Below are 19,925 nucleotides of genomic sequence, written 5' to 3'. Positions count from 1 at the left end.
GAATATTTGATAGTAAAGTAAGTAGAGCATATATAGATACATAGATATGATCATTTAGCTCTATTTAGACAACTATATTTGAGAAATATTAATATTATTCTCATCTCCAAAGCCTATGAAATCTTTGGATATAAACGAACTATTCTCATTAATATCCTTTAAGAACAACTCACTGAGTAAACTATTTTGTCTTAAATCATAAGTTACTACAGACCCAGAAAAGATAGCTTCAACAAGATTATCATGTTGCAACAATTTCAAAAAGCTACCGTCTATTTTATACTCATCAACATCTTCAAAATATGTATTATTAAGGTTAGCCACTATATACTTATGGTCAAAAGCTATTAATACCTTCCCATGACTACTTCCCTTATCTATATATGATGCTATTGCACTGGGTATATCATCATATTTCTCCTGGTATAGCAATCTTGAAGAACCGTTAGAAACTTTATATACCTCAACTATACCTTGCTCTCCTGACTCATTATCTTGTGTCGCTAATATCACTTTACTTTCAGTACTATTTTCATTTAATACTGAAAAATCGATTATTTCACCAGAGGGTATAGTAATTATCTCTTCTTGCTTTTTGATCTTACCATCCGACATAAGATTATAGCTATAGATACTTTTATCACTTTGAATATATACATCATTGCTATCATCAAATATAATTTTCTTAGGCTTAAAACTCAGTGGCATTATTTTTATTTTCTTTAAAGTCCCTACAGGATTAACTTCATAAACAAAAAGCTTACCACTTTCATTTGTGTAGCTAGCTGTCACAAGATAAAAATACTTTTCTTTATCTACTAATTTGGCATCTATAATCTGTTGCGGATATTTCTGAGTATAAAACTTTGGACCAACAATGTTCTTATTCTTATTTATAGTATATCCAAGGACTGCACTATCAGATAATGTATAAAAAGCTTTTCCATTATCTGTTAGGATTATTTTTTTGACTTTGTTACCTACAATATATTGATTATCGAAGCAACTAGTAAATGAATTTGCATTATTTATCGAAGCAGCTAATTTTGTAATATTAAGACAGTAACTACCGTATGGCCTAAAGACTGAAAATAACTCTGTTCCATCCTTATTTACACTTGCTGTCTGAGTATTTTTTTCTTTAATAGTTGCAATATAACCAGGCTGAGAAACATGATTGTCTTTAACAATTTTTACAATATATGCTTGAGAACTTTGTAGTAAAAAGAATCCCAAAAAAGCAAGAACCGCATTTTTCATAATTAAATTTACAAGATACTTAAATTTAATAAATTATAACATAGGTGAATATTATTGCTTTTATCAGTTTTTGACACCTATTATCAAAAATTAAATATCACTAACTTTTCAGATCATATTATTTTTGATGATTTTTTATAAAAACTTATTCCTAATTTCTTATATAAAAAAATTGCAAACAAAGCAAATATCAAACAAATCATACAAATAATAGTAGGACCAAGCCAAATAGTGCCTGTTTTTGTTATTATCGTTGTAGCAACTATAGGACAAACACCGCCAACAAAGGCTGAATTTAAACTATAGCTCAAGGCAACACCTGATAATCTAAACTCTGTTGGAAAAATATCACACAAGAAAAATAATGTTGTCGATGCACCAACTGAATAGCAAATAATTAAAAAAATCATGCCTATAAAAACACTAAAAGTATCTGACATCAAATAGAATATTACAGGAATGGTTATCAATAAAATTAAACAACCAACAATATACATTTTACTAAGTCCAACTTTATCAGATATATAGCCAAATACTATCACAGATATCAAAACTATTATCTGTACTGGAATCATTATTAAACTTGTGTTGCTAGTATTTAATAATTTTGCAATATAAAAATTAGAATACTGAAGCAAAATTATTGCACCTAAAGCAAATAACATTGCGAAACAAAAACCAATAAATATGTTTATATAGTTTTGTTTAAAAAGAGTAATAATACTCTTTTTATCTCTACTTGCAATTTTCCTAAACAGTGGTGTTTCTGTTAATCTTAATCTTGCGTAATAGCCGAATATAGCCAAGAAACCACCTAATACAAAACCAATTCTCCAAGCATAATCATCAAATAAATATTCAAGAATCAGACATACTGTTGTTGCAAATAAAAACCCTGATAAAACAAATGCAAATAAAATACTTAGTTTAAATCCTATATTCTTTGTACTTGTTTCATAAACAATCACATACGCTGCAGGCAACTCTCCGCTTAAAGCAAATCCCTGTAATATCCTAAACATTACAAAAGCTATACTTGCAAACACCCCAAAAGTAGCATAAGAAGGCATAATCCCCATTAGTAATGAAGATATTCCCATAAGAATTATTGTAAATGTAAATATTTTCTTCCTACCATATCTATCACCCAAGATTCCTAAAGTAACAGCTCCTAAAGGCCTAACAATATATGTTAGAGAAAATATAGCAATTGTGATGAAACTTTTAATTAATGAATCATCAATCCCAGCAAAAAATGTATTTACAATTTGTGCCGAAAATAATACATATAACAAAAAGTCATAAACCTCTAAAACTGCGCCTGTGCCAGCAATTAATACTACTTTGAAATCTTCTTTCATCACTAAAACTACTTACAATTTAACTATCATATCTTTGTTGTTTTTATGATAGCCACCTCTTTTTGAATAAACATACACTCCTAATAACCCAATTACACCACAAACAATGCCAACAAGAGATGGACCTAGAAAATTATATGCTGTCATTGTAATTATTGTTGTACTCACTAAAGGAGCGATTCCTCCAACTATAGCAAAAGCAAGGTTATAGCTAAGACCTACTCCAGATAATCTAACATCTGTCGGAAACAAATCACAAAGTAAAAATATAAAGGTAGCCGCAACTAATGCATAACACAACATAATAACTATAGATGCTAAAACAATTGCCGATACATTACCAATACAACTCATCAAATAAAATACTGGTAAAGCACAAATCACAATAAGCCCAGCACCAGCTATAAACATTTTTGCAATGCCAACTTTATCTGATAAAAAACCAAAAATAAAAGTAAAACAAGTAAGTGTTAAAACACTTGGTGTTAGAATCAACGAGATTTGACCAGAATTATATCCAGTTAAAATATCTTCAACAAATTTATGTATATATAGAGTCAACATTACGCCGCCAAAAGCTACTATAATTACTATACATATCCCAGCGAACAAATTTGGTCCATAAGTTGAAACTAAAGAGCCAAAAGAGTGTCTTTTTTGTTTATCAATATTCTCGAATTCAGGTGTTTCATGAAGATTGCGACGCACATAATAACCGACAAATCCTAATAGCCCCCCAATAATGAATCCTGCTCTCCATGCAAAATCACCAAATATATACTCAAGAGCAAAACCTACAAAGTCAGAAAATAAAAATCCACCTGTTACAAACGTAAATAATATAGCGGTGGCAAAACCTATTTTACCTTTAACTGATTCATATACAATAACATAAGCCCCGTGCAACTCTCCACCCAAAGCAATACCTTGCAAAATACGTAATAACACAAACACAAAGCTCGCATATAGTCCCCACTGAGCATATCCAGGCATCAATCCCATACACAATGAACAACTTCCCATTAATAATATTGTAAATAATAGTAGACGTCTTCGCCCTATCAAATCACCAACAATCCCTAATATCGTTCCTGCAAACGGTCTAACAAGGTATGCTATGGAGAATATTAATACTGTCAAAAATGCCTTGATAGTAGGATTTGTAATTTGAGCAAAAAAAGTTGCTGAGATTTCTTTAGAAAAAATCATATATAAAACAAAATCATAAAACTCAAGAATTGCACCAATTCCAGCTAATAAAATAACATTTCTACTGTCTTTATCGTACATCTACAATACTCACTTTAAAAATCAAGTTTAGCAAATCATACATTTTTTTAGCTTTATTTAGAAGAATTTAAATCTATAAAAAATACAAATTACTGACATAGGTTACAATCAATGTCTTTGGACAAATCAAATTTATTTAGTTGCATTGATGTTGCGTTATATCTATATAAAGTAGAACTCTGATAGTCTTGTTTTTTTAATAAAAAATTGATTGCTAAGTTCGCCAGAGTTAAGCCTGCCTGACCAGCTACTATGCCAATAACTCCTAAAGTACTCTTGTGCTCTACTTTAGCCAGATCAGGATATAAACAATTTAAACATGCCGAACTATGGCTAATATTAAATATTCCTGCTTGAAAGTCCAACCCTAAAACTCCTCCTGATAATAAGGGTATAGAATATTCTAATGAAATTTTATTACTTAGTATTTTAGTTAAATAATTATCACTTGTATCTATTATTAAATGATACTTTTCCATATCTAGTTTAGTATAGTTATGATTAGTTAACCTTTGTGTAATTGCAGTTATACTTATATACGGATTAAGCTTTTGCAACCTATTTTTAGCTATGACTGCTTTACTTTGCCCTAAGTGATCAATATCAAATAAAACCTGCCTGTGTAAATTTGATATTGAAACCGAGTCATCATCAACTATACTCAATTCCCCAATACCCAAACCAGTTAAGTAAGTGGCTACAGGTGAGCCCATTCCACCCACACCTATAAGCAACACTTTAAACTTTTTAAATTTTTTTTGAGCATCAATACCAAAACCATCAAGAATAATTTGTCGCTTATAATATTCAAGTTCAGATTCTGATATTTTATGATGATAAATCATCTACTTCTCCAATAACTTTATTATATTTTGTATCTCATAATTAGATATCTCATCTATTAGTGTGACTACAGCTATACCATCGACTCCTATATTCGCTATAGACTGAATGTGCCTCTTCTTTATACCTCCAATTGTAACCAATCGTGTATTAGTGATATTTAACCACTCATGAATCTTATTGATACCTTGTGGTGCAAATTTCATTTTTTTAGTATTTGTCGTATATATAGGACCTAAAGCTATATAACTAGGATTAACTCCCAAAGCTATTGCTAACTCATAATAATCATGTGTACTTAGGCCTAATGCTATATCTGTATTTTTAATTTTTAATAAAGTTTGCCTATCTATACTTAATAAATCCTCATACCCAAGATGTACACCAAAAGCTTTATGTTTAATTGCTAATTCATAGTAGTCATTTATAAATAGTTGCAGACCATATTTGTTTTGATACTCTACAGCTTCTACAATATGCTTTTGTATATACTCACTATCATTTGATTTAATTCTAAGCTGTATAGTTTTAACCCCTAAGTTAGCTAAACTAGGTATCTTATCAGCACTGTCGACTATCGGGTAAAAGCCAGTTTTATTAATTGATCTAAATTTTATACTTAGATCTTTACCATGCACACTTACTTTAGGAAATAATCCTTGTTTATTTATATATTTAGAATCTACAATGAAGAATCCATACGATGCTATTTTTTGGCTACTTTTAATAGCGTTAGAAATATATGACTTAGCTAGAATAATAGAATTATTGACATCAAACCCTAAAGTTAAAAAACTAGCAATAGCACTTGCAAAAGTGCAACCTGTTCCTCTTACTTTTTCATCTAACTTATATCTTTTTGATGTTAATGTATAGTTAACTTCAGGAGTATAATAGCAGTCCAAAGATATATTTTTATCAGAATCATGCCCCCCTTTCAAAAGTACACTTTTACAGTTGTATTTTTCTTGTATTGCTTTAGCTATTTCAGCAATTTCGACATTAGGAGAATCATGCTCATCAAGAAGCATCTTAGCTTCATCAAGGTTTGGTACTAAAATATTAGCTAATGGATAAAGCTTCTGCTTAGAATATTCTACAAGTCTATAATCAACCAAGCTATAGCCTGTGGTACTCGCCATCACTGGGTCACAAATGTAGAACACATCTTTTAAATCATTCAACAAGTCTACAACAATATCAATCTGCTCCGTAGATGATAGTACTGAAGTTTTGATGACTTTAATCTTAAACTCTTTACTTATTGCTTGTATTTGTTCTTTGAAAATACCTTTAGAAACCTTTTCAATATTTAAGATATTGGTTGAGTTTTGTGCAGTAACACAGCTTATAATTGTACAAGCATGAACACCTATGTTATTAGCAGTTTTGATATCCGCTTGAATACCAGCTCCTGATGAACTATCTGAGCCACCTATGGTCAAAAATATATCACGCATAATACTATCTCTTAGTACTGGTGCCAAAATGGCGTATCTACTAAATTAGTTGATGGAACAGCAATTTCTCTTTCAATCATCCTTTTCGCTTTAAAAGCTTCTCTTCCTGCATATATTGCTAATTTAAAAGCATTAGCCATACTAGCGGGATTCCCAGCTAATGCTACAGCACTGTTCAGTAATACACCATCATAGCCCATCTGCATAATTTCACATGCTTGTGAAGGCACGCCAATACCTGCATCAACAATTAGTTTAATCTTATCAAATCGTTCTCTTAGAACTTTCAAAGCGTATGGATTTACCAATCCTTTACCACTACCAATTGGCGCTGCCCAAGGCATTAAGACCTCACAACCAACGTCAATTAATTTTTTAGCAATTACTAAGTCATCTGTAGTATAAGGTAAAACATTAAATCCTCTTTTTACTAACTTCTCACATGCGTCTATTAGCTCGACAGAATCAGGCTGTAAATTATAGTCATCTCCTATAACTTCAACTTTAATAAAATTAGTGGCAAATATTTCACGTGAAATTTCTGCTATTTCTATTGCCTCTTGAGAGTTTCTACAACCAGCAGTATTCGGTAAAAACTTACACCCTGTATTTTTTAACTCCTCCCAAAATTGATTTTTAACATTCACATTTTTTGCAGACCTTTTTAAGGATACGGTCAGAAGATCTGCTTCTGACTTATCTATAGCTTCAAGCATAATCTCAATACTAGGATACAAGGCTGTTCCTAATATAAATCTTGAGTTAAATTGCTCTCCATACAACTCAAGCATAACCTATCCTCCTTGCATTGGTTGAACAGTAACAACCACATCATTATTTTTAAGAAAAACTTCAGAATAACGTCTTTTTGCTATAAAGCTATTATTAAGCATTACAGCAAAACAAGGGTATTCAAATTTTTGGCTCTTTAATAAATCTGTAACTGTTATACTATTATCAAAATTCAGCTCTTTTTCATTAAACAAAATACGCATATTCAGCCTCCAAAATCATAATTATTCTTTATCACAGTTTGTGCAACCATTGGTGAAAACAAGTATCCATGTCGTGATAAACCATTTAGATATGTTATATTCCCTTTAGTACTTATAATTGGCTTATCATCGATACTCATCGGACGCACACTAGTTAAAGTTTTCAATATCCTTGCTTCTAAAAAACGCTTATCTAGCGTAACTAACATACTTAGCAACTCTAATGCACCCTGTACAGAAATCTTAGAATAATCAATACTATCAATACTTGTTGCACCAAGATAAAAAATACCATTCTCTCTAGGAATCAAATAAATAGCGTGTCTCGGGTGTAAAAGCCTAATAACAGAATCTAACTTAATACTTTTATTTTCTAAAATAATCGACTCCCCTCTTACACCATACAACTTGATATCATCAACACTTGAGATACCTGTACAATCAAATATATGCTCATACTCTTTATCAAAACACTCTCGATAGAATTGTTCTTTAGTAGTTTCAATAATTTTTATATTTTCGAGGTTAAGAAATAACTCTTGTGTTAATACAAAGAATTTTGGAACATCAATTAATGCTTCATCCGCTATTAGAGCTTTTTCACAAAGAGAGTTTGATAAAGACAACCCTTTATTAAGGATATCTACCTTTTCTATAGAACATATATCTATAAAAGGCTTTGTATCTAAGTTTTTTAGTCTTAAATCTATATTTCTAATAGCTAAATCCAACTCATATTTATCTTGATTATGTGCAACAACACAGGTATTAATCTTTTTTACAAAGCTATCATCCATACCTAGACTTTCATTAACAAACACATTTAATTCATACCAAAGATCGTAGCTATTAAATCCCAGCTTATACACATGCTTTTGGCAACTTATTAGCTCAGTTACTGGAGCAAGCATACCTCCAGCACAATAGCCACAGCTAGTCTTATAATTCAGACTATCGGTATAGATATCGATCTTTAAATTAGGATATCGTTTAACTAGATAAAGTGCTAAAACTCTACCCATAAGCCCTGATCCTAGGATTGAGACTTTACTCATGTTTAGATTCTATTTTCTTAAGATCTTGAGAAAGCTTCATAGAACAAAAGCTAGGCCCACACATAGAACAAAAATGAGCAAATTTATGCCCCTCTTTGGGTAATGTTTGATCATGAAAATATCTTGCTTTATCAGGATCCAAACCTAAATTAAACTGATCTTCCCATCTAAATTCAAATCTTGCTTTTGATAGAGCGTTATCTCTTATTTGAGCGCCAGGAAAGCCTTTTGCTAAATCTGCAGCATGCGCTGCTAGCTTATAAGTAACAATTCCCTCTCTTACATCTTCTTTATTAGGAAGGCCAAGATGCTCTTTTGGAGTTACATAACATAACATAGCAGTACCATACCAAGCAATTTGGGCAGCCCCAATTGCTGATGTAATATGATCATATCCAGGAGCAATATCTGTAACTAATGGACCTAGTGTATAGAAAGGTGCTTCAAAACAGTCTTTTAACTCATAATCCATGTTTTCTTTAATTAATTGCATTGGAACATGGCCAGGTCCCTCTATCATAACCTGTACATCATGCTTCCACGCTATTTTAGTTAACTCCCCCAGAGTTCTTAATTCTGACAATTGTGCACTATCATTAGCATCGTTTATAGATCCCGGTCTTAACCCATCACCAAGTGAAAAACTAATATCATAAGCTTTCATAATTTCACAAATTTCCTCAAAATGAGTATAAAGAAAATTTTCCTGATTATGATGTAAACACCACTTAGCCATTATTGATCCACCGCGCGAAACAATCCCTGTAATTCTGTTTGCTGCTAATGTAACAAAGGCTTTTCTAACTCCAGCATGAATTGTAAAATAACTAACGCCTTGTTCAGCTTGTTCAATTAAGGTATCTTTATAGATCTCCCAAGTTAAATCCTCAGCTTTACCATTTACTTTTTCTAAAGCCTGATAAAGAGGAACTGTGCCTATAGGTACGGGACTATTTCTAATAATCCATTCTCTTGTCTGATGAATATGCTTACCTGTAGAAAGATCCATAACAGTATCTGCTCCCCACTTTACTGCTATAACCATTTTTTCAACTTCTTCTAGTGTAGAAGATGTAACTGCCGATGTCCCAATATTAGCATTAACTTTAACCAAGAAATTTCTACCGATTATCATCGGTTCCAATTCTGGATGATTAATATTAGCCGGAATAATAGCTCTACCCGCAGCAACTTCTTCTCTTACAAACTCAGGAGTAATTTCTCTTTGAATATTTGCTCCAAATGATACTCCCTGATGTTGATTTGTATACTCAGCACTTAAATGAAAATTAGCTCTTAGAATATTTTCTCTAATTGCAACATAATACATTTCTGGAGTTATAATACCTTTTCTTGCATAATGCATTTGCGAAACATTTTTACCATATTTTGCTTTGATAGGTACATGCCTATTTCTAAAATTTAATTTATCTTCTTTAAATTGAGCATTGGTATAGTCTGATGAGAAACATCCCAAACCTTGTATATCTTCATTTTTTTTGAGCCAACTTAATCTATGTCTAGACAAGCCCTTTTCTATATCAACCGCGTTACCTGAAGAATACTCTCCAGATGAATCATAGACAAAAACATCTGGATTTGTACTGATATTACCTTCGATATTTGTATTTGTTTGAGCAATTTTTCTAAAAGGAACTTTTAGTGCTGTATTAAGACATTCAACATAACATTTTTCCGAATTTGGATATTTAATCGTTATTGTTGAGTTTTCTGTATTAGTTTGAATATCTTGATTTCTAGAGTTAGTCATTTCATCTCCTATTTTCAATTCAAACTAGTATAGGCAGATGAAATTAAAGGTATAATTGATACAGTAATAGAATCACAACTATAGCAAATACAACCAAACTACACTTCCTACACTAGTGCTAACTAGATCAGGTTCAAAGGGTTGGAAAATCCTCTCAGCATGATTCGAAAAAAATCATGCACCCCTGTGTTTTCGGTATAAAGTTAATAGTATATCTAAATCAAAGTCAAGTTAGTAACCAGCATTTTCTATTAGTAACTATCTAAACTAACTATTTCAAGATGTTGCATCTGTGTTTGTAAAAACATCTCGCCAACAGATCTAAACTTCAGAGGAATATCTGTAACATAAAATTTATACTCTGGATTAGAATTGTTTTTATTCAAAAGATTATTTTTAACAAGCAGTTGCTGAAGCATCTTACTAGCTTGTAATGATGGGTCTATAAGCTTTACATCAAGAGCTTTAGCGATACTATCTTTGATAATAGGATAATGTGTACAACCCAAAATTAGAGCTTGAATGCTTTTATCGTTAAAATACTCAAGATATTGTTTAGCTACTAATTCAACAACTTCTCCCTCTATAAATCCCTCTTCAATCATAGATACAAAAAGACCACATGAACTACTATAAACTTCGGTACTAGGATTATTTTTGTGTATTTGTAGTGCGTATGCGTTACTATTGATAGTAGCTGGGGTTGCTATGACACCAACTGTTTTAAGACTATCGACTAAGCTAACTCCAGCACTTATCACATCAATAACAGGAACTGTTTTAGCAATTTCTTGAACGATATCTTTTGCAATAGCTGATATAGTATTACAAGCAATAATTATTGCTTTAACTTCTTGATCAATCAAAAATTTAGCCGTTTGGGCCGCAAACTTTTGAATAGTCGCTCGTGATTTAGTCCCATAAGGTATTCTAGCAATATCACCAAAATATATAATATCCTCATTTGGCAATATATTCATCAAGTTCTTGACGACAGTTAAACCACCAATTCCTGAATCAAAAACACCTATAGGCCTATCGTCAAGCATTACTTTTTCTCTATTTTACGAATTATTTTTCTACGTGAACGCGTAGGCATCTTCTCTAAATATTCTTCTTTTGCTTTAATAAAAGGTATTAGATTTCCTAATGACAAAACTGCTTGATTAGCATCATCTGCAATGAAATTTTCACTTAACTGTGCATCATCGTTTGCAAAAATAACAACAGTCACAACAGGAATACCTTTTATATATATTTTTTGTTTATAAAGGTATGTTTGTAGTACTTTTTTCTGGGCAAATGTTTGCCTAATTGGATTTTTTATTGTTTTTGCATAGACTTTGTTGTTCTGAGAAGTCTTTGATACATTCCATCTCTCGGCCATGTTCTCTACTTCGATATAGCCACGATTATTCTTAACCTCAATTATGTATATACCTTTACGAGATACTGCAATAAAATCAATTTCTCTATTGCCAACTGTGGATTTCTCATCTGGTAAAACCACTCGATTAAATAGTACAAAATTATTGTCTAATTTTTTTAACTCATCTAAAACCGTAGTTTCGCCTTCTGCACCAGAAATGATTATATCTACAGGATTATCATCTTTTGTTATTAAAAAGAAAAATACAAATAGTATAAACGCTAATGTAAATCCAACCTCTAGCGATTGAGTAACAAATTCAACATCTCCTAGATATAGATCAACACCAACTATCAAACCACATAGAATAATAGATGCATATAGACTTTTTTTTGCTCTAATCAGGTAGTTCCTTAACCTAGCCCATGTAAAGCGCAAAAAGAGCCTGTCTTTTTTTAATTTACTTTCAATAGCCATAATACCAATATACTTTGTTTAAAAACGTAAAATTATAAATTAATAAACTTCTGCTTTATTTCAGTTATTTTATCTCTAACTGCCGTTGCCTGCTCGAATTCAAGCTCTTTTGCATAAGCTCTCATTCGTTTTTCTAGAGCTTTGATAACCTTCGAAGCTTCAGTCATACCTAGTATAGCCGAAACATCAACATCATCAACCTTTAAGCGCGAATTATTTTTATAAGCACGCTTTTGCATTTCTGGAGAACTATCTAACATATCATCTATGCTCTTGATGATTGTTTTAGGAGTTATATTATTTTTCTGATTATATTCGTTTTGAAGGTTGCGACGTCGTAAAGTTTCATCCATAGCTTTTTTCATAGATTTTGTGACAATATCTGCATACAAAATAGCTCTACCATTTTGATTCCTAGCTACACGTCCAATAGTTTGGATAAGAGATTTCTCAGAGCGCAAAAACCCTTCTTTATCAGCATCAAAAATTAATAAAACTCCAACCTCTGGCATATCAAGACCCTCTCTAAGAAGATTAATACCCACAAGCACATCAAATACACCATGACGTAAGTCATGAATAATTTGAACTCTCTCAACAGTATCAATATCAGAGTGTAAATATCTGACATTAACACCATGCTCAGATAGATACTCTGTTAAATTTTCTGCCATTTTTTTGGTTAAAGTCGTTATTAAAATCCTTTCTTCTTTGGCTATAGCCTTATTTATCTCTGATAACGCATCTTCTACTTGTATAGCTACAGGCCTTACAGAAACTTCAGGATCCAATAAACCTGTTGGTCTGATCACTTGTTCTACAGTGTTTTGAGACTTTTCAAGTTCATAATTAGCTGGTGTCGCAGATACATAGATTGTCTGAGGCAACAAATTCTCAAACTCATTAAATTTCAAAGGTCTATTATCCAAAGCAGAAGGCAGTCTAAACCCATAATTAACAAGATTAGACTTACGAGACAAATCCCCTTTGTACATTCCACCAAACTGTGGTAGTGTGACGTGCGACTCATCAACTATGACTAAGGCATTTTCTGGTAGGTAGTCAATCAATGTTGGTGGTGGATCACCGGGAGCTCTACCTGATAACAATCTTGAATAATTTTCGATACCCGTGCAATAGCCAAGCTCTTGAATCATTTCAATATCATATTTAGTACGTTGTTCTATTCTTTGAGCTTCAAGTAATTTACCTTCTTCTTCAAAATATTTAACTCTTTCTTTAAGTTCTGCTTTGATCTCTTCTATAACTATATCTTTGCGCTCTTTTGATGCAACATAATGTGTACTTGGGAATATTGTTGCTCTATGTAATGTTTTAATTTTTTTGGAAGTTAATGAGTCGATCATACTTATCGCTTCAATCTCATCATCAAAAAATTCTACTCGAATAGCATCTTTTTCAGAGTCTGCTGGGAATATATCCAATATTTCTCCCCTAACTCGGAAACTACCTCGACTGAAGTCCATATCATTACGCGAATATTGCATCTCTACTAACTTAGTTTGAGCTTTTTTTAGCCCTAGTTCTTCTCCTACCTTTAGGTGCAAAAGCATCTGCATATACTGCTCAGGGTCACCTAGACCATAAATAGCCGATACAGTTGCGACTATAATTACATCATTACGCTCAAGTATTGCTTTGGTAGCTGAAAGACGCATTTGTTCAATATGCTCGTTTACAGATGAATCTTTTTCTATATAGGTATCAGAAGCTGCAACATAAGCTTCTGGTTGATAATAATCATAATATGACACAAAATACTCAACTGCATTATCTGGGAAATATTGCTTAAACTCAGAATATAATTGAGCTGCCAAAGTTTTGTTATGTGCAACAATCAAACATGGTTTTTGTGTTTGTTGAATCACATTTGCCATAGTATATGTTTTACCTGAGCCTGTAACTCCTAGCAAAACCTGATGCTGTAACCCACCATTAACACCTTCAACTAACGATTTGATTGCCTTGGGCTGATCACCACCTGGGCTATATTTTGTTACTAATTTAAACTTATATTCTGACATTCTTCAAACTTAATTTTTTTATAAAAAAGCTGTGCTAAAGCCTTGAGAATTTATTATAACATAGCTTTATATCTGTATTAAAAACTATAGCTTAGTCCTGTTGTTATAAAGTTTGCTTCTCCCTTATCAAAAGATTTTACATATAAATATGTAATTAAGAAATCCATATTATCAATAAAACCTGTTGGAACTGATAAACTTACTGGAACTGCGAACAAACCCGAGGTTTTACTGGAACTTAGCCCTAAAAGCTTATTTTTTTGAAAGCTACTTCCAATACCAAGGCCCACACCTGCACCTGCTCTTACCCCACTAAACAACTCATAATTATACTTTACAAGCCCTAAGTATGAATTACCATTAAGCTCAGTGTCTTGTTTGCTCGCAAAATAACCAAGATATCTAAATTCGCCCGTAATATTTTTAGTGAAAAAATACCCTGCCGTGGTGGTAAAAACTCCTGTATTATGTGGAGACGAACTAAGATGTCCCCAACCTCCGGATGCTGTCACAAAAAATCTATTAAAGTCAGCACTGCCGGTTACAGTTTTTGGATCACTATAACTCTTAAAAAAAGTAGTGACTAAAACTAAAGTATAAAAAGTCTTTTTAAAAAAGATATTCTTCGAGCTCATATAGCAAAGCTTGCTGTTCTTCTGTTAGATCACGATTCATGCGTAAATCTTGCATTTCTTGATAGATATCTTCCAAAGTTTTGCGAGTTTTACCTTTATGATCAATCAAAAGCTCATCATTATCTAGGCTAACAATCTTATTTAGATACTCTTGAAACTCCATTTGGGCTTTATCAGGTAGTTTTGAAAAATCTAATCTACCAATTATCCTTACAGCTCTGTTATAATAAGGTTTTGGTAATTGATTAAGCATTTGCGCTTTTTGATAAATTTGTGAAGTATGAAACTTATCACAACCCCTTTCATCAGCAGCACTCATAAAGTCACTTTGATAAATTGCTGCATCTATATCAACATTCTCAATCTCTGGATACTTATATTCCAATACATAATCAACAAAATTAGTAAATATTTCTAGATTGTTTCTTATAAATTCCTTATTTGCCTTTATCAAATCCAGTCTATCTTGAGGTAATCTCCCCACAAAACGAGTTTTAGCAGGCAATATTAGCGGAATATCACCCCACTTTTTGTTTAAAGTCAAACGCCAATGCTCAGCTTCTAAACTGCCAAATTCTTCTATAAATTCACTAAATAAATAACTATCTAAGCGAAGAAATATCTCTTGATTTTTGTAATGCCTATGCTGACCAATATCTAATATGGCCGACATAAAATTATTTTTAAAGCCAAAAACTCCACTTACTGCAATTGCTTGTCTATACCCAATACCACCGACTTCTATACCGATATCTAGTTGAGCTAGAGTATTTTCATCATTTTGCTTATTAAACTTTGCCAATAAAAACTGCCACATTTTAGGATTAGTTATTCTTAACTTTTTAGCTAGCTCTACTGTGACAATTACATCTGTAATAGCATCATGAGCTCTACCACCACTATATAGATTATTTTCAGTATTTAAATTTTCTAACTTCAAAGATATTTTCTTCTGTCCTTCTTCATCGAGAACTTTAGGCCACTTAAGAGCATCATTACAAAATAAATAATAGCAAGTAACTATTGGAAACAGATCAGCCCTTGAACAACCATTTTTAAATTGATGACTATATGGAGGTAGCATATTTTTATAAAAAGCAAATCTCAAAAACTCATCATCAAATCCAAGTGTATTGTAACCTATACTAATAGTCCCCGGTGTATTTATGATTTTATGAATTTTTCTAATTGCCTGATATTCTGACACACCAGTATTTGCTTGAGCAATAGAAATATGATGCGTTATCGTTGCAATTGGAGATGGAGTTGTATCAGGATTTAGCTTCACAAAAAAATTAAACCTTTCAATTTCATTAAAGTCTAAATCTGTGCGAATCGCAGCAAATTGTAATACTTGGTCAAAAGAATTGTTAATACCAGTAGTTTCTAAGTCATAAAATAAAAAAGTTTGATTTTGAAACATTAAAGAATAAGCTCATATTTAATTAAATTATTAGCTTAGAATTTTAACATACCTTTATAATGATTAATAATTTTGAATATTAGAAATAAGCTTGATTTAAAGACTCAACAGAAACTCTAAAGAATAATTTTTGTGTTTATAAAGTAAGATTATGCAGGCTGTCTAGTTGCAGCAATTACAACTTCTCGTATATTTATATTTTGTGGTTGGCTAAACATAAACATAGCTGTACGAGCAATATCATCTGCTACTAAAACCCCACCCATAGACTCTTTCCAGTTTTCATAATCTGATTTAATTTGATCAGATGTAGTATGACTTAAAAGCTCAGTTTCTACAGCACCTGGACAAATTGTCATTATTCTAACATTATCATCAGCAACTTCTTCACGTATATTCTCACTCATTGAAGATACTGCAAATTTTGTACCAACATATGCAGCGTGATTAGGGAAAGACTTCTTGCCTGCAATTGAACTGATATTTATAATCGTTCCACTTTTTCTTGCCTTCATATCACCCAATACAGATTGAATACCATTTAATAATGCCAATACATTCACTTCGTACATCTTTTGCCATTCAATAGGATCTTGTGTATCAATTTGACCAAGCAACATTAGACCTGCATTATTAACCAATAATTCAACTGGACCGTATTCAGCTTCAGCTTCTTTTATAGCATTTTTTAGAGCTTGAGCATCTGTTACATCTACTTTACGAATCATTGTGTTAGGTAAATTTAATTCCTCTATTTTTTCTATTCTTCTACCTATTAGCAAAAGTGAATGGCCTGCTTCAGAAAATCTTTTTGCAATTGCTGCTCCGATTCCAGAACTTGCCCCAGTGATTACAACTAATGATTTAGACATACTATTTCTCCTTTATTTTTTGTTTTAGTATTTACACCGTTTCATTGGTTGTAAATTTTATACAAACTTATTAAACTGATAAATACCAATAATCATAAAACATTGTTATTAAATAATGAACAATATTTATTGGCGAGGTATCCAATGTTTCATCCACGTCGCAGAACAGCAAAGCTTTACAAAGGCAGCAGATATATTAGGTATGGCCAAATCAAACCTAAGCCAAAATATTAAAGACCTAGAAAGCCACCTTAAAGTTCAACTACTATATAGAAGCACTAGACATGTTCGTCTTACCGAAATAGGACAAGATTATTATAAGAAATGTAAGCAAGCTCTCCAAGACCTTGATATAGCAACGCAACTAACTAGCCAAGAACACAACGAAATAAGTGGTAATATAAAAATCAACTGTGTTGGAGGAATAATTGGTGAAGATGTTATTGCCCCTGTAATTTTGAAGTTCCAGCGACTACATCCAAAAGTCAATCTTCATCTTGATTTCTCTAGCAATAGAATCAATCTCATAGATAGCGATTATGATCTAGTTATCCGTATGGGTAACTTACCTGACTCAAACTTGATAGTTTCACCGCTTAGAACTGTTACTACCAAGTATGTAACGAGTAAAGACTTTTTTGAGAGATATAGTGAGATATCCGACCCAAGACAGCTTGAAGATATACCTCTAATCTACGGTAGTATTAAGCAATGGAATTTTAACTCTACAAATGATAAATACACCCTCCATATTCATAACAATGGTTTTCATGCAACTAATGGCAGAGTTATGAAACAAGCAGCTCTTCTAGGATTAGGAGTCACTAGATTGGTAGATATTTATGTTGATGCGGATATCAAAAATGGTAGATTAGTCGAAATACTACCTCAATATAGAGAAGAAACAAAGCTTTCTATCATTTCACTACCCGTAAAATATCAACTTAAAAGAATCAGCTCTTTAATAAATTATCTCAAAACTAACTTTAATACAGAATACGAAAACAAAAGTGAGATAAACTAAACTACTTTTGAGCTAATAATCTATCATACCTAATTGTTATTTTCTTAAAATTACTTTGTATTTGCTCTTTAGTAAAATACACAAATTCTTTATACAGACCATCATCATGTTTTTTTTGTTGCATAAATAAAGTTCTATATGTCCTCAGATTAATCAACAATTCATCTATAAGTATCAATACTTTCTTATATTCATAATATTTTTTTGTATCAGAAAACTCATATTTAGCATTTACTAAAGTTTCATTAAGCTTAATACTTTTTTCTATCAATGAAATAATCTTCCTATTCTCAACACTACAGTCAACTTTATTAACAAGATCCTTAAGCTCAGAATAGATCCTATACATATCTCTGTTAAAAAGCACTCTATTCTTTCGCCCTCTAGTAAGGAAAGTTATCAAAACTATACTTAATGTTCCTATTGCTACACATGTAACCCTAACAAAAAATAATTCCTTGTCCCAACCAATAAATAATCCAAAGTACATTACTAAATATACATGTATAAAAAAAACACTAGTTGCATAGTTTAAAAACATCGTATATACATACAATGCTAAAGCAAAACAACACAGTGCAGCAACCAATGTAAAATTATGAGGTATATTTTTTTGGATTAGCAACAATACTATAGACCCTATTGAAGTACCCAGTAATGAGAAAATAACAATCGCTTTAGCTCTAGTGTAAACAACACTTGTACTGGTACTAGCTGCAACACTAACTACTGCTATAACCACCCAATATATCCTATCTCTAAAGTCATCATCACCACTTAAACTAAATATCAAATAACAAATTATTAATCCAACTATCGATGCTATAAAAACCCTTATGGCTAATAATGTAGTATCAGAAAGCTTATCTACATATCTATCCTTAAATAAGATCATAATACGCCTCTCTGATATTTTCTAAACCAATAAACATATCATCCAAAAATAATAAACTACTAAATAAAAGTTTTCTTTTTTGTTTATCTCTTTGATATTTATGGATATAGTTCATTTCAAACTTATATTTCAAATGAGATATATCCTCAGATTTTTTTTCAAAAACTTCAGCAGATTTTTGTATATATAACATCAAAAACATTGTGTTTTTATAAATTTTTTCTAAATCTTGTGATAATTTTTTTGCTTCACTTTCTTCAAAACCTAAACGAACATAATCAATAGTAAGTTTTTTATAAACCAGTAGAAATTTTGATGTTAAGCGATTAAAAACCACTAAGTTATGACTTAAATATCGCCATTGCTCTTGATGGCTTTTACGTAAAAACATTAAGCCATGATTTTTAAACGAGTTTATATTTTGGTACTTTAAATTACTTACTTCAACAACATTTGATTGTGTAAACCTTCTATATTTTGCCTTTTCAAATGTATCAATATAGTTACGCACAAAATTTTTTAAAAACTCATTAAATACTTTACTAACATCATTAGCCTTCATTAGTTTGTAGTTTCTAATAATCACCAGATAAACAATCAAACCAATCAAAATAGCTGTAAGAGTAAAATGTAAATGATTGTCCTTCTCCAATGGATAGCGCACAAAACAAATACAAGTAATGACTACAATCATCATCGGAAATATAGTAAAAGCCTCTCCAAACCTTCTAAACCAAAATGCTATAAAAGCGACAAACACTATTAGCATAAAATTAGTTTCAAACAAAGGGTGAACATATGGAGATATATTAACGATAATTATGGCTATAATCATATATAATGCAAAAGCCAAACGTTTAGCCTGTATACTCCCCAGCAGAATACTTCCAGCCAAATTAGCCATAAATAATATAATTATAATAGTAAGATTTTTATCAATATTTAAAAATGCTGCGAGACCTAAAAATGAAAAAAGTATAATTGCAGATTTGATAGCTCCATCTTGAAATACTTTCATAGGGTCTTGATCAACATATTTATGATATATCTCACTAATACTAAGCATTTACAAATCTACTTTTAGTAGTAAAAACATTTTAGGAATTATATTGCAAAAGTTACTTAATTAATATCACTAGAATAGTTATTT

18 protein-coding genes and 1 riboswitch are annotated in these 19,925 nt (G+C 31.6%); of the genes, 1 reads left to right on the top strand and 17 read right to left on the bottom strand.

Features of this window, described 5'->3' with window-relative positions:
- Nucleotides 1-72 precede the first annotated feature (72 nt).
- From F0R75_RS02700 to F0R75_RS02630, 15 genes are all read right to left on the bottom strand, one after another.
- Complete coding sequence (locus F0R75_RS02700; protein WP_149377192.1) at nucleotides 73-1,260, bottom strand: hypothetical protein; 1,188 nt, start codon at nucleotides 1,258-1,260, stop codon at nucleotides 73-75.
- 113 nt (nucleotides 1,261-1,373) lie between these two features.
- Entirely contained in the window at nucleotides 1,374-2,621 is a 1,248-nt protein-coding gene (locus tag F0R75_RS02695; protein WP_149368438.1) for an MFS transporter, read from the bottom strand.
- A gap of 12 nt (nucleotides 2,622-2,633) precedes the next feature.
- Entirely contained in the window at nucleotides 2,634-3,911 is a 1,278-nt protein-coding gene (locus F0R75_RS02690) for an MFS transporter (RefSeq protein WP_149368439.1), read from the bottom strand.
- Between the two features lie 89 nt (nucleotides 3,912-4,000).
- On the bottom strand, nucleotides 4,001-4,756 hold the full coding sequence (locus F0R75_RS02685; protein ID WP_149377191.1) for a HesA/MoeB/ThiF family protein: 756 nt from the start codon (nucleotides 4,754-4,756) through the stop codon (nucleotides 4,001-4,003).
- Entirely contained in the window at nucleotides 4,757-6,214 is a 1,458-nt protein-coding gene (gene thiD, locus F0R75_RS02680) for a bifunctional hydroxymethylpyrimidine kinase/phosphomethylpyrimidine kinase (RefSeq protein WP_149368441.1), read from the bottom strand.
- Between the two features lie 11 nt (nucleotides 6,215-6,225).
- Nucleotides 6,226-7,005, bottom strand: a complete 780-nt coding sequence (locus F0R75_RS02675) for a thiazole synthase (RefSeq protein ID WP_149368442.1) — start codon at nucleotides 7,003-7,005, stop codon at nucleotides 6,226-6,228.
- A 3-nt stretch (nucleotides 7,006-7,008) separates the two neighbouring features.
- Complete coding sequence (gene thiS, locus F0R75_RS02670; protein WP_149368443.1) at nucleotides 7,009-7,209, bottom strand: sulfur carrier protein ThiS; 201 nt, start codon at nucleotides 7,207-7,209, stop codon at nucleotides 7,009-7,011.
- A 2-nt stretch (nucleotides 7,210-7,211) separates the two neighbouring features.
- On the bottom strand, nucleotides 7,212-8,264 hold the full coding sequence (locus F0R75_RS02665) for an FAD-dependent oxidoreductase (protein WP_149368444.1): 1,053 nt from the start codon (nucleotides 8,262-8,264) through the stop codon (nucleotides 7,212-7,214).
- Nucleotides 8,257-10,035 carry a phosphomethylpyrimidine synthase ThiC gene (thiC, locus tag F0R75_RS02660; RefSeq protein ID WP_149368445.1) on the bottom strand — a complete coding sequence of 593 codons (1,779 nt, stop codon included), beginning with the start codon at nucleotides 10,033-10,035 and terminating at the stop codon, nucleotides 8,257-8,259. The genes F0R75_RS02665 and thiC overlap by 8 nt, the downstream gene beginning before the upstream one ends.
- A gap of 87 nt (nucleotides 10,036-10,122) precedes the next feature.
- Nucleotides 10,123-10,231, bottom strand: a riboswitch (TPP riboswitch).
- A gap of 55 nt (nucleotides 10,232-10,286) precedes the next feature.
- Nucleotides 10,287-11,084, bottom strand: a complete 798-nt coding sequence (gene murI, locus F0R75_RS02655; protein ID WP_146422003.1) for a glutamate racemase — start codon at nucleotides 11,082-11,084, stop codon at nucleotides 10,287-10,289.
- On the bottom strand, nucleotides 11,084-11,881 hold the full coding sequence (locus tag F0R75_RS02650; protein WP_013922914.1) for a nuclease-related domain-containing protein: 798 nt from the start codon (nucleotides 11,879-11,881) through the stop codon (nucleotides 11,084-11,086). Before F0R75_RS02650 ends, murI begins: the two co-directional genes overlap by 1 nt.
- 32 nt (nucleotides 11,882-11,913) lie before the next feature.
- Nucleotides 11,914-13,926: an excinuclease ABC subunit UvrB gene (gene uvrB, locus F0R75_RS02645; protein ID WP_149368446.1), complete on the bottom strand. Its 2,013-nt coding sequence runs from the start codon at nucleotides 13,924-13,926 to the stop codon at nucleotides 11,914-11,916.
- Nucleotides 13,927-14,003: 77 nt separating this feature from the next.
- Nucleotides 14,004-14,561 (bottom strand): porin family protein, encoded by a 558-nt coding sequence (locus F0R75_RS02640; protein ID WP_149368447.1) that lies wholly within the window; start codon nucleotides 14,559-14,561, stop codon nucleotides 14,004-14,006.
- Nucleotides 14,536-15,984, bottom strand: a complete 1,449-nt coding sequence (locus F0R75_RS02635) for an exodeoxyribonuclease I (RefSeq protein ID WP_149368448.1) — start codon at nucleotides 15,982-15,984, stop codon at nucleotides 14,536-14,538. The genes F0R75_RS02640 and F0R75_RS02635 overlap by 26 nt, the downstream gene beginning before the upstream one ends.
- A 149-nt stretch (nucleotides 15,985-16,133) precedes the next feature.
- Nucleotides 16,134-16,856 (bottom strand): SDR family oxidoreductase, encoded by a 723-nt coding sequence (locus F0R75_RS02630; RefSeq protein WP_146421999.1) that lies wholly within the window; start codon nucleotides 16,854-16,856, stop codon nucleotides 16,134-16,136.
- A gap of 115 nt (nucleotides 16,857-16,971) precedes the next feature.
- On the opposite strand from F0R75_RS02630, the gene F0R75_RS02625 reads away from it, so the two are divergent.
- A complete protein-coding gene (locus F0R75_RS02625; protein WP_149368449.1) occupies nucleotides 16,972-17,880 on the top strand; it encodes a LysR family transcriptional regulator in 909 nt (302 codons plus the stop codon).
- Nucleotide 17,881: 1 nt separating this feature from the next.
- On the opposite strand, the gene F0R75_RS02620 is transcribed toward F0R75_RS02625, so the two are convergent.
- Together F0R75_RS02620 and F0R75_RS02615 are read right to left on the bottom strand one after the other, a co-directional pair.
- Nucleotides 17,882-18,775, bottom strand: coding sequence for an FUSC family protein (locus F0R75_RS02620; RefSeq protein ID WP_146421997.1), 894 nt, complete (start codon nucleotides 18,773-18,775; stop codon nucleotides 17,882-17,884).
- Entirely contained in the window at nucleotides 18,762-19,841 is a 1,080-nt protein-coding gene (locus F0R75_RS02615; RefSeq protein ID WP_013922907.1) for a hypothetical protein, read from the bottom strand. Before F0R75_RS02615 ends, F0R75_RS02620 begins: the two co-directional genes overlap by 14 nt.
- Nucleotides 19,842-19,925: the final 84 nt, after the last annotated feature.

The sequence above is a fragment of the Francisella marina genome (genome assembly GCF_008369785.1).
In the GTDB taxonomy this organism is placed as follows: Bacteria; Pseudomonadota; Gammaproteobacteria; order Francisellales; family Francisellaceae; genus Francisella; species Francisella salimarina.
This window is presented reverse-complemented; position numbering and strand designations above follow the sequence as displayed.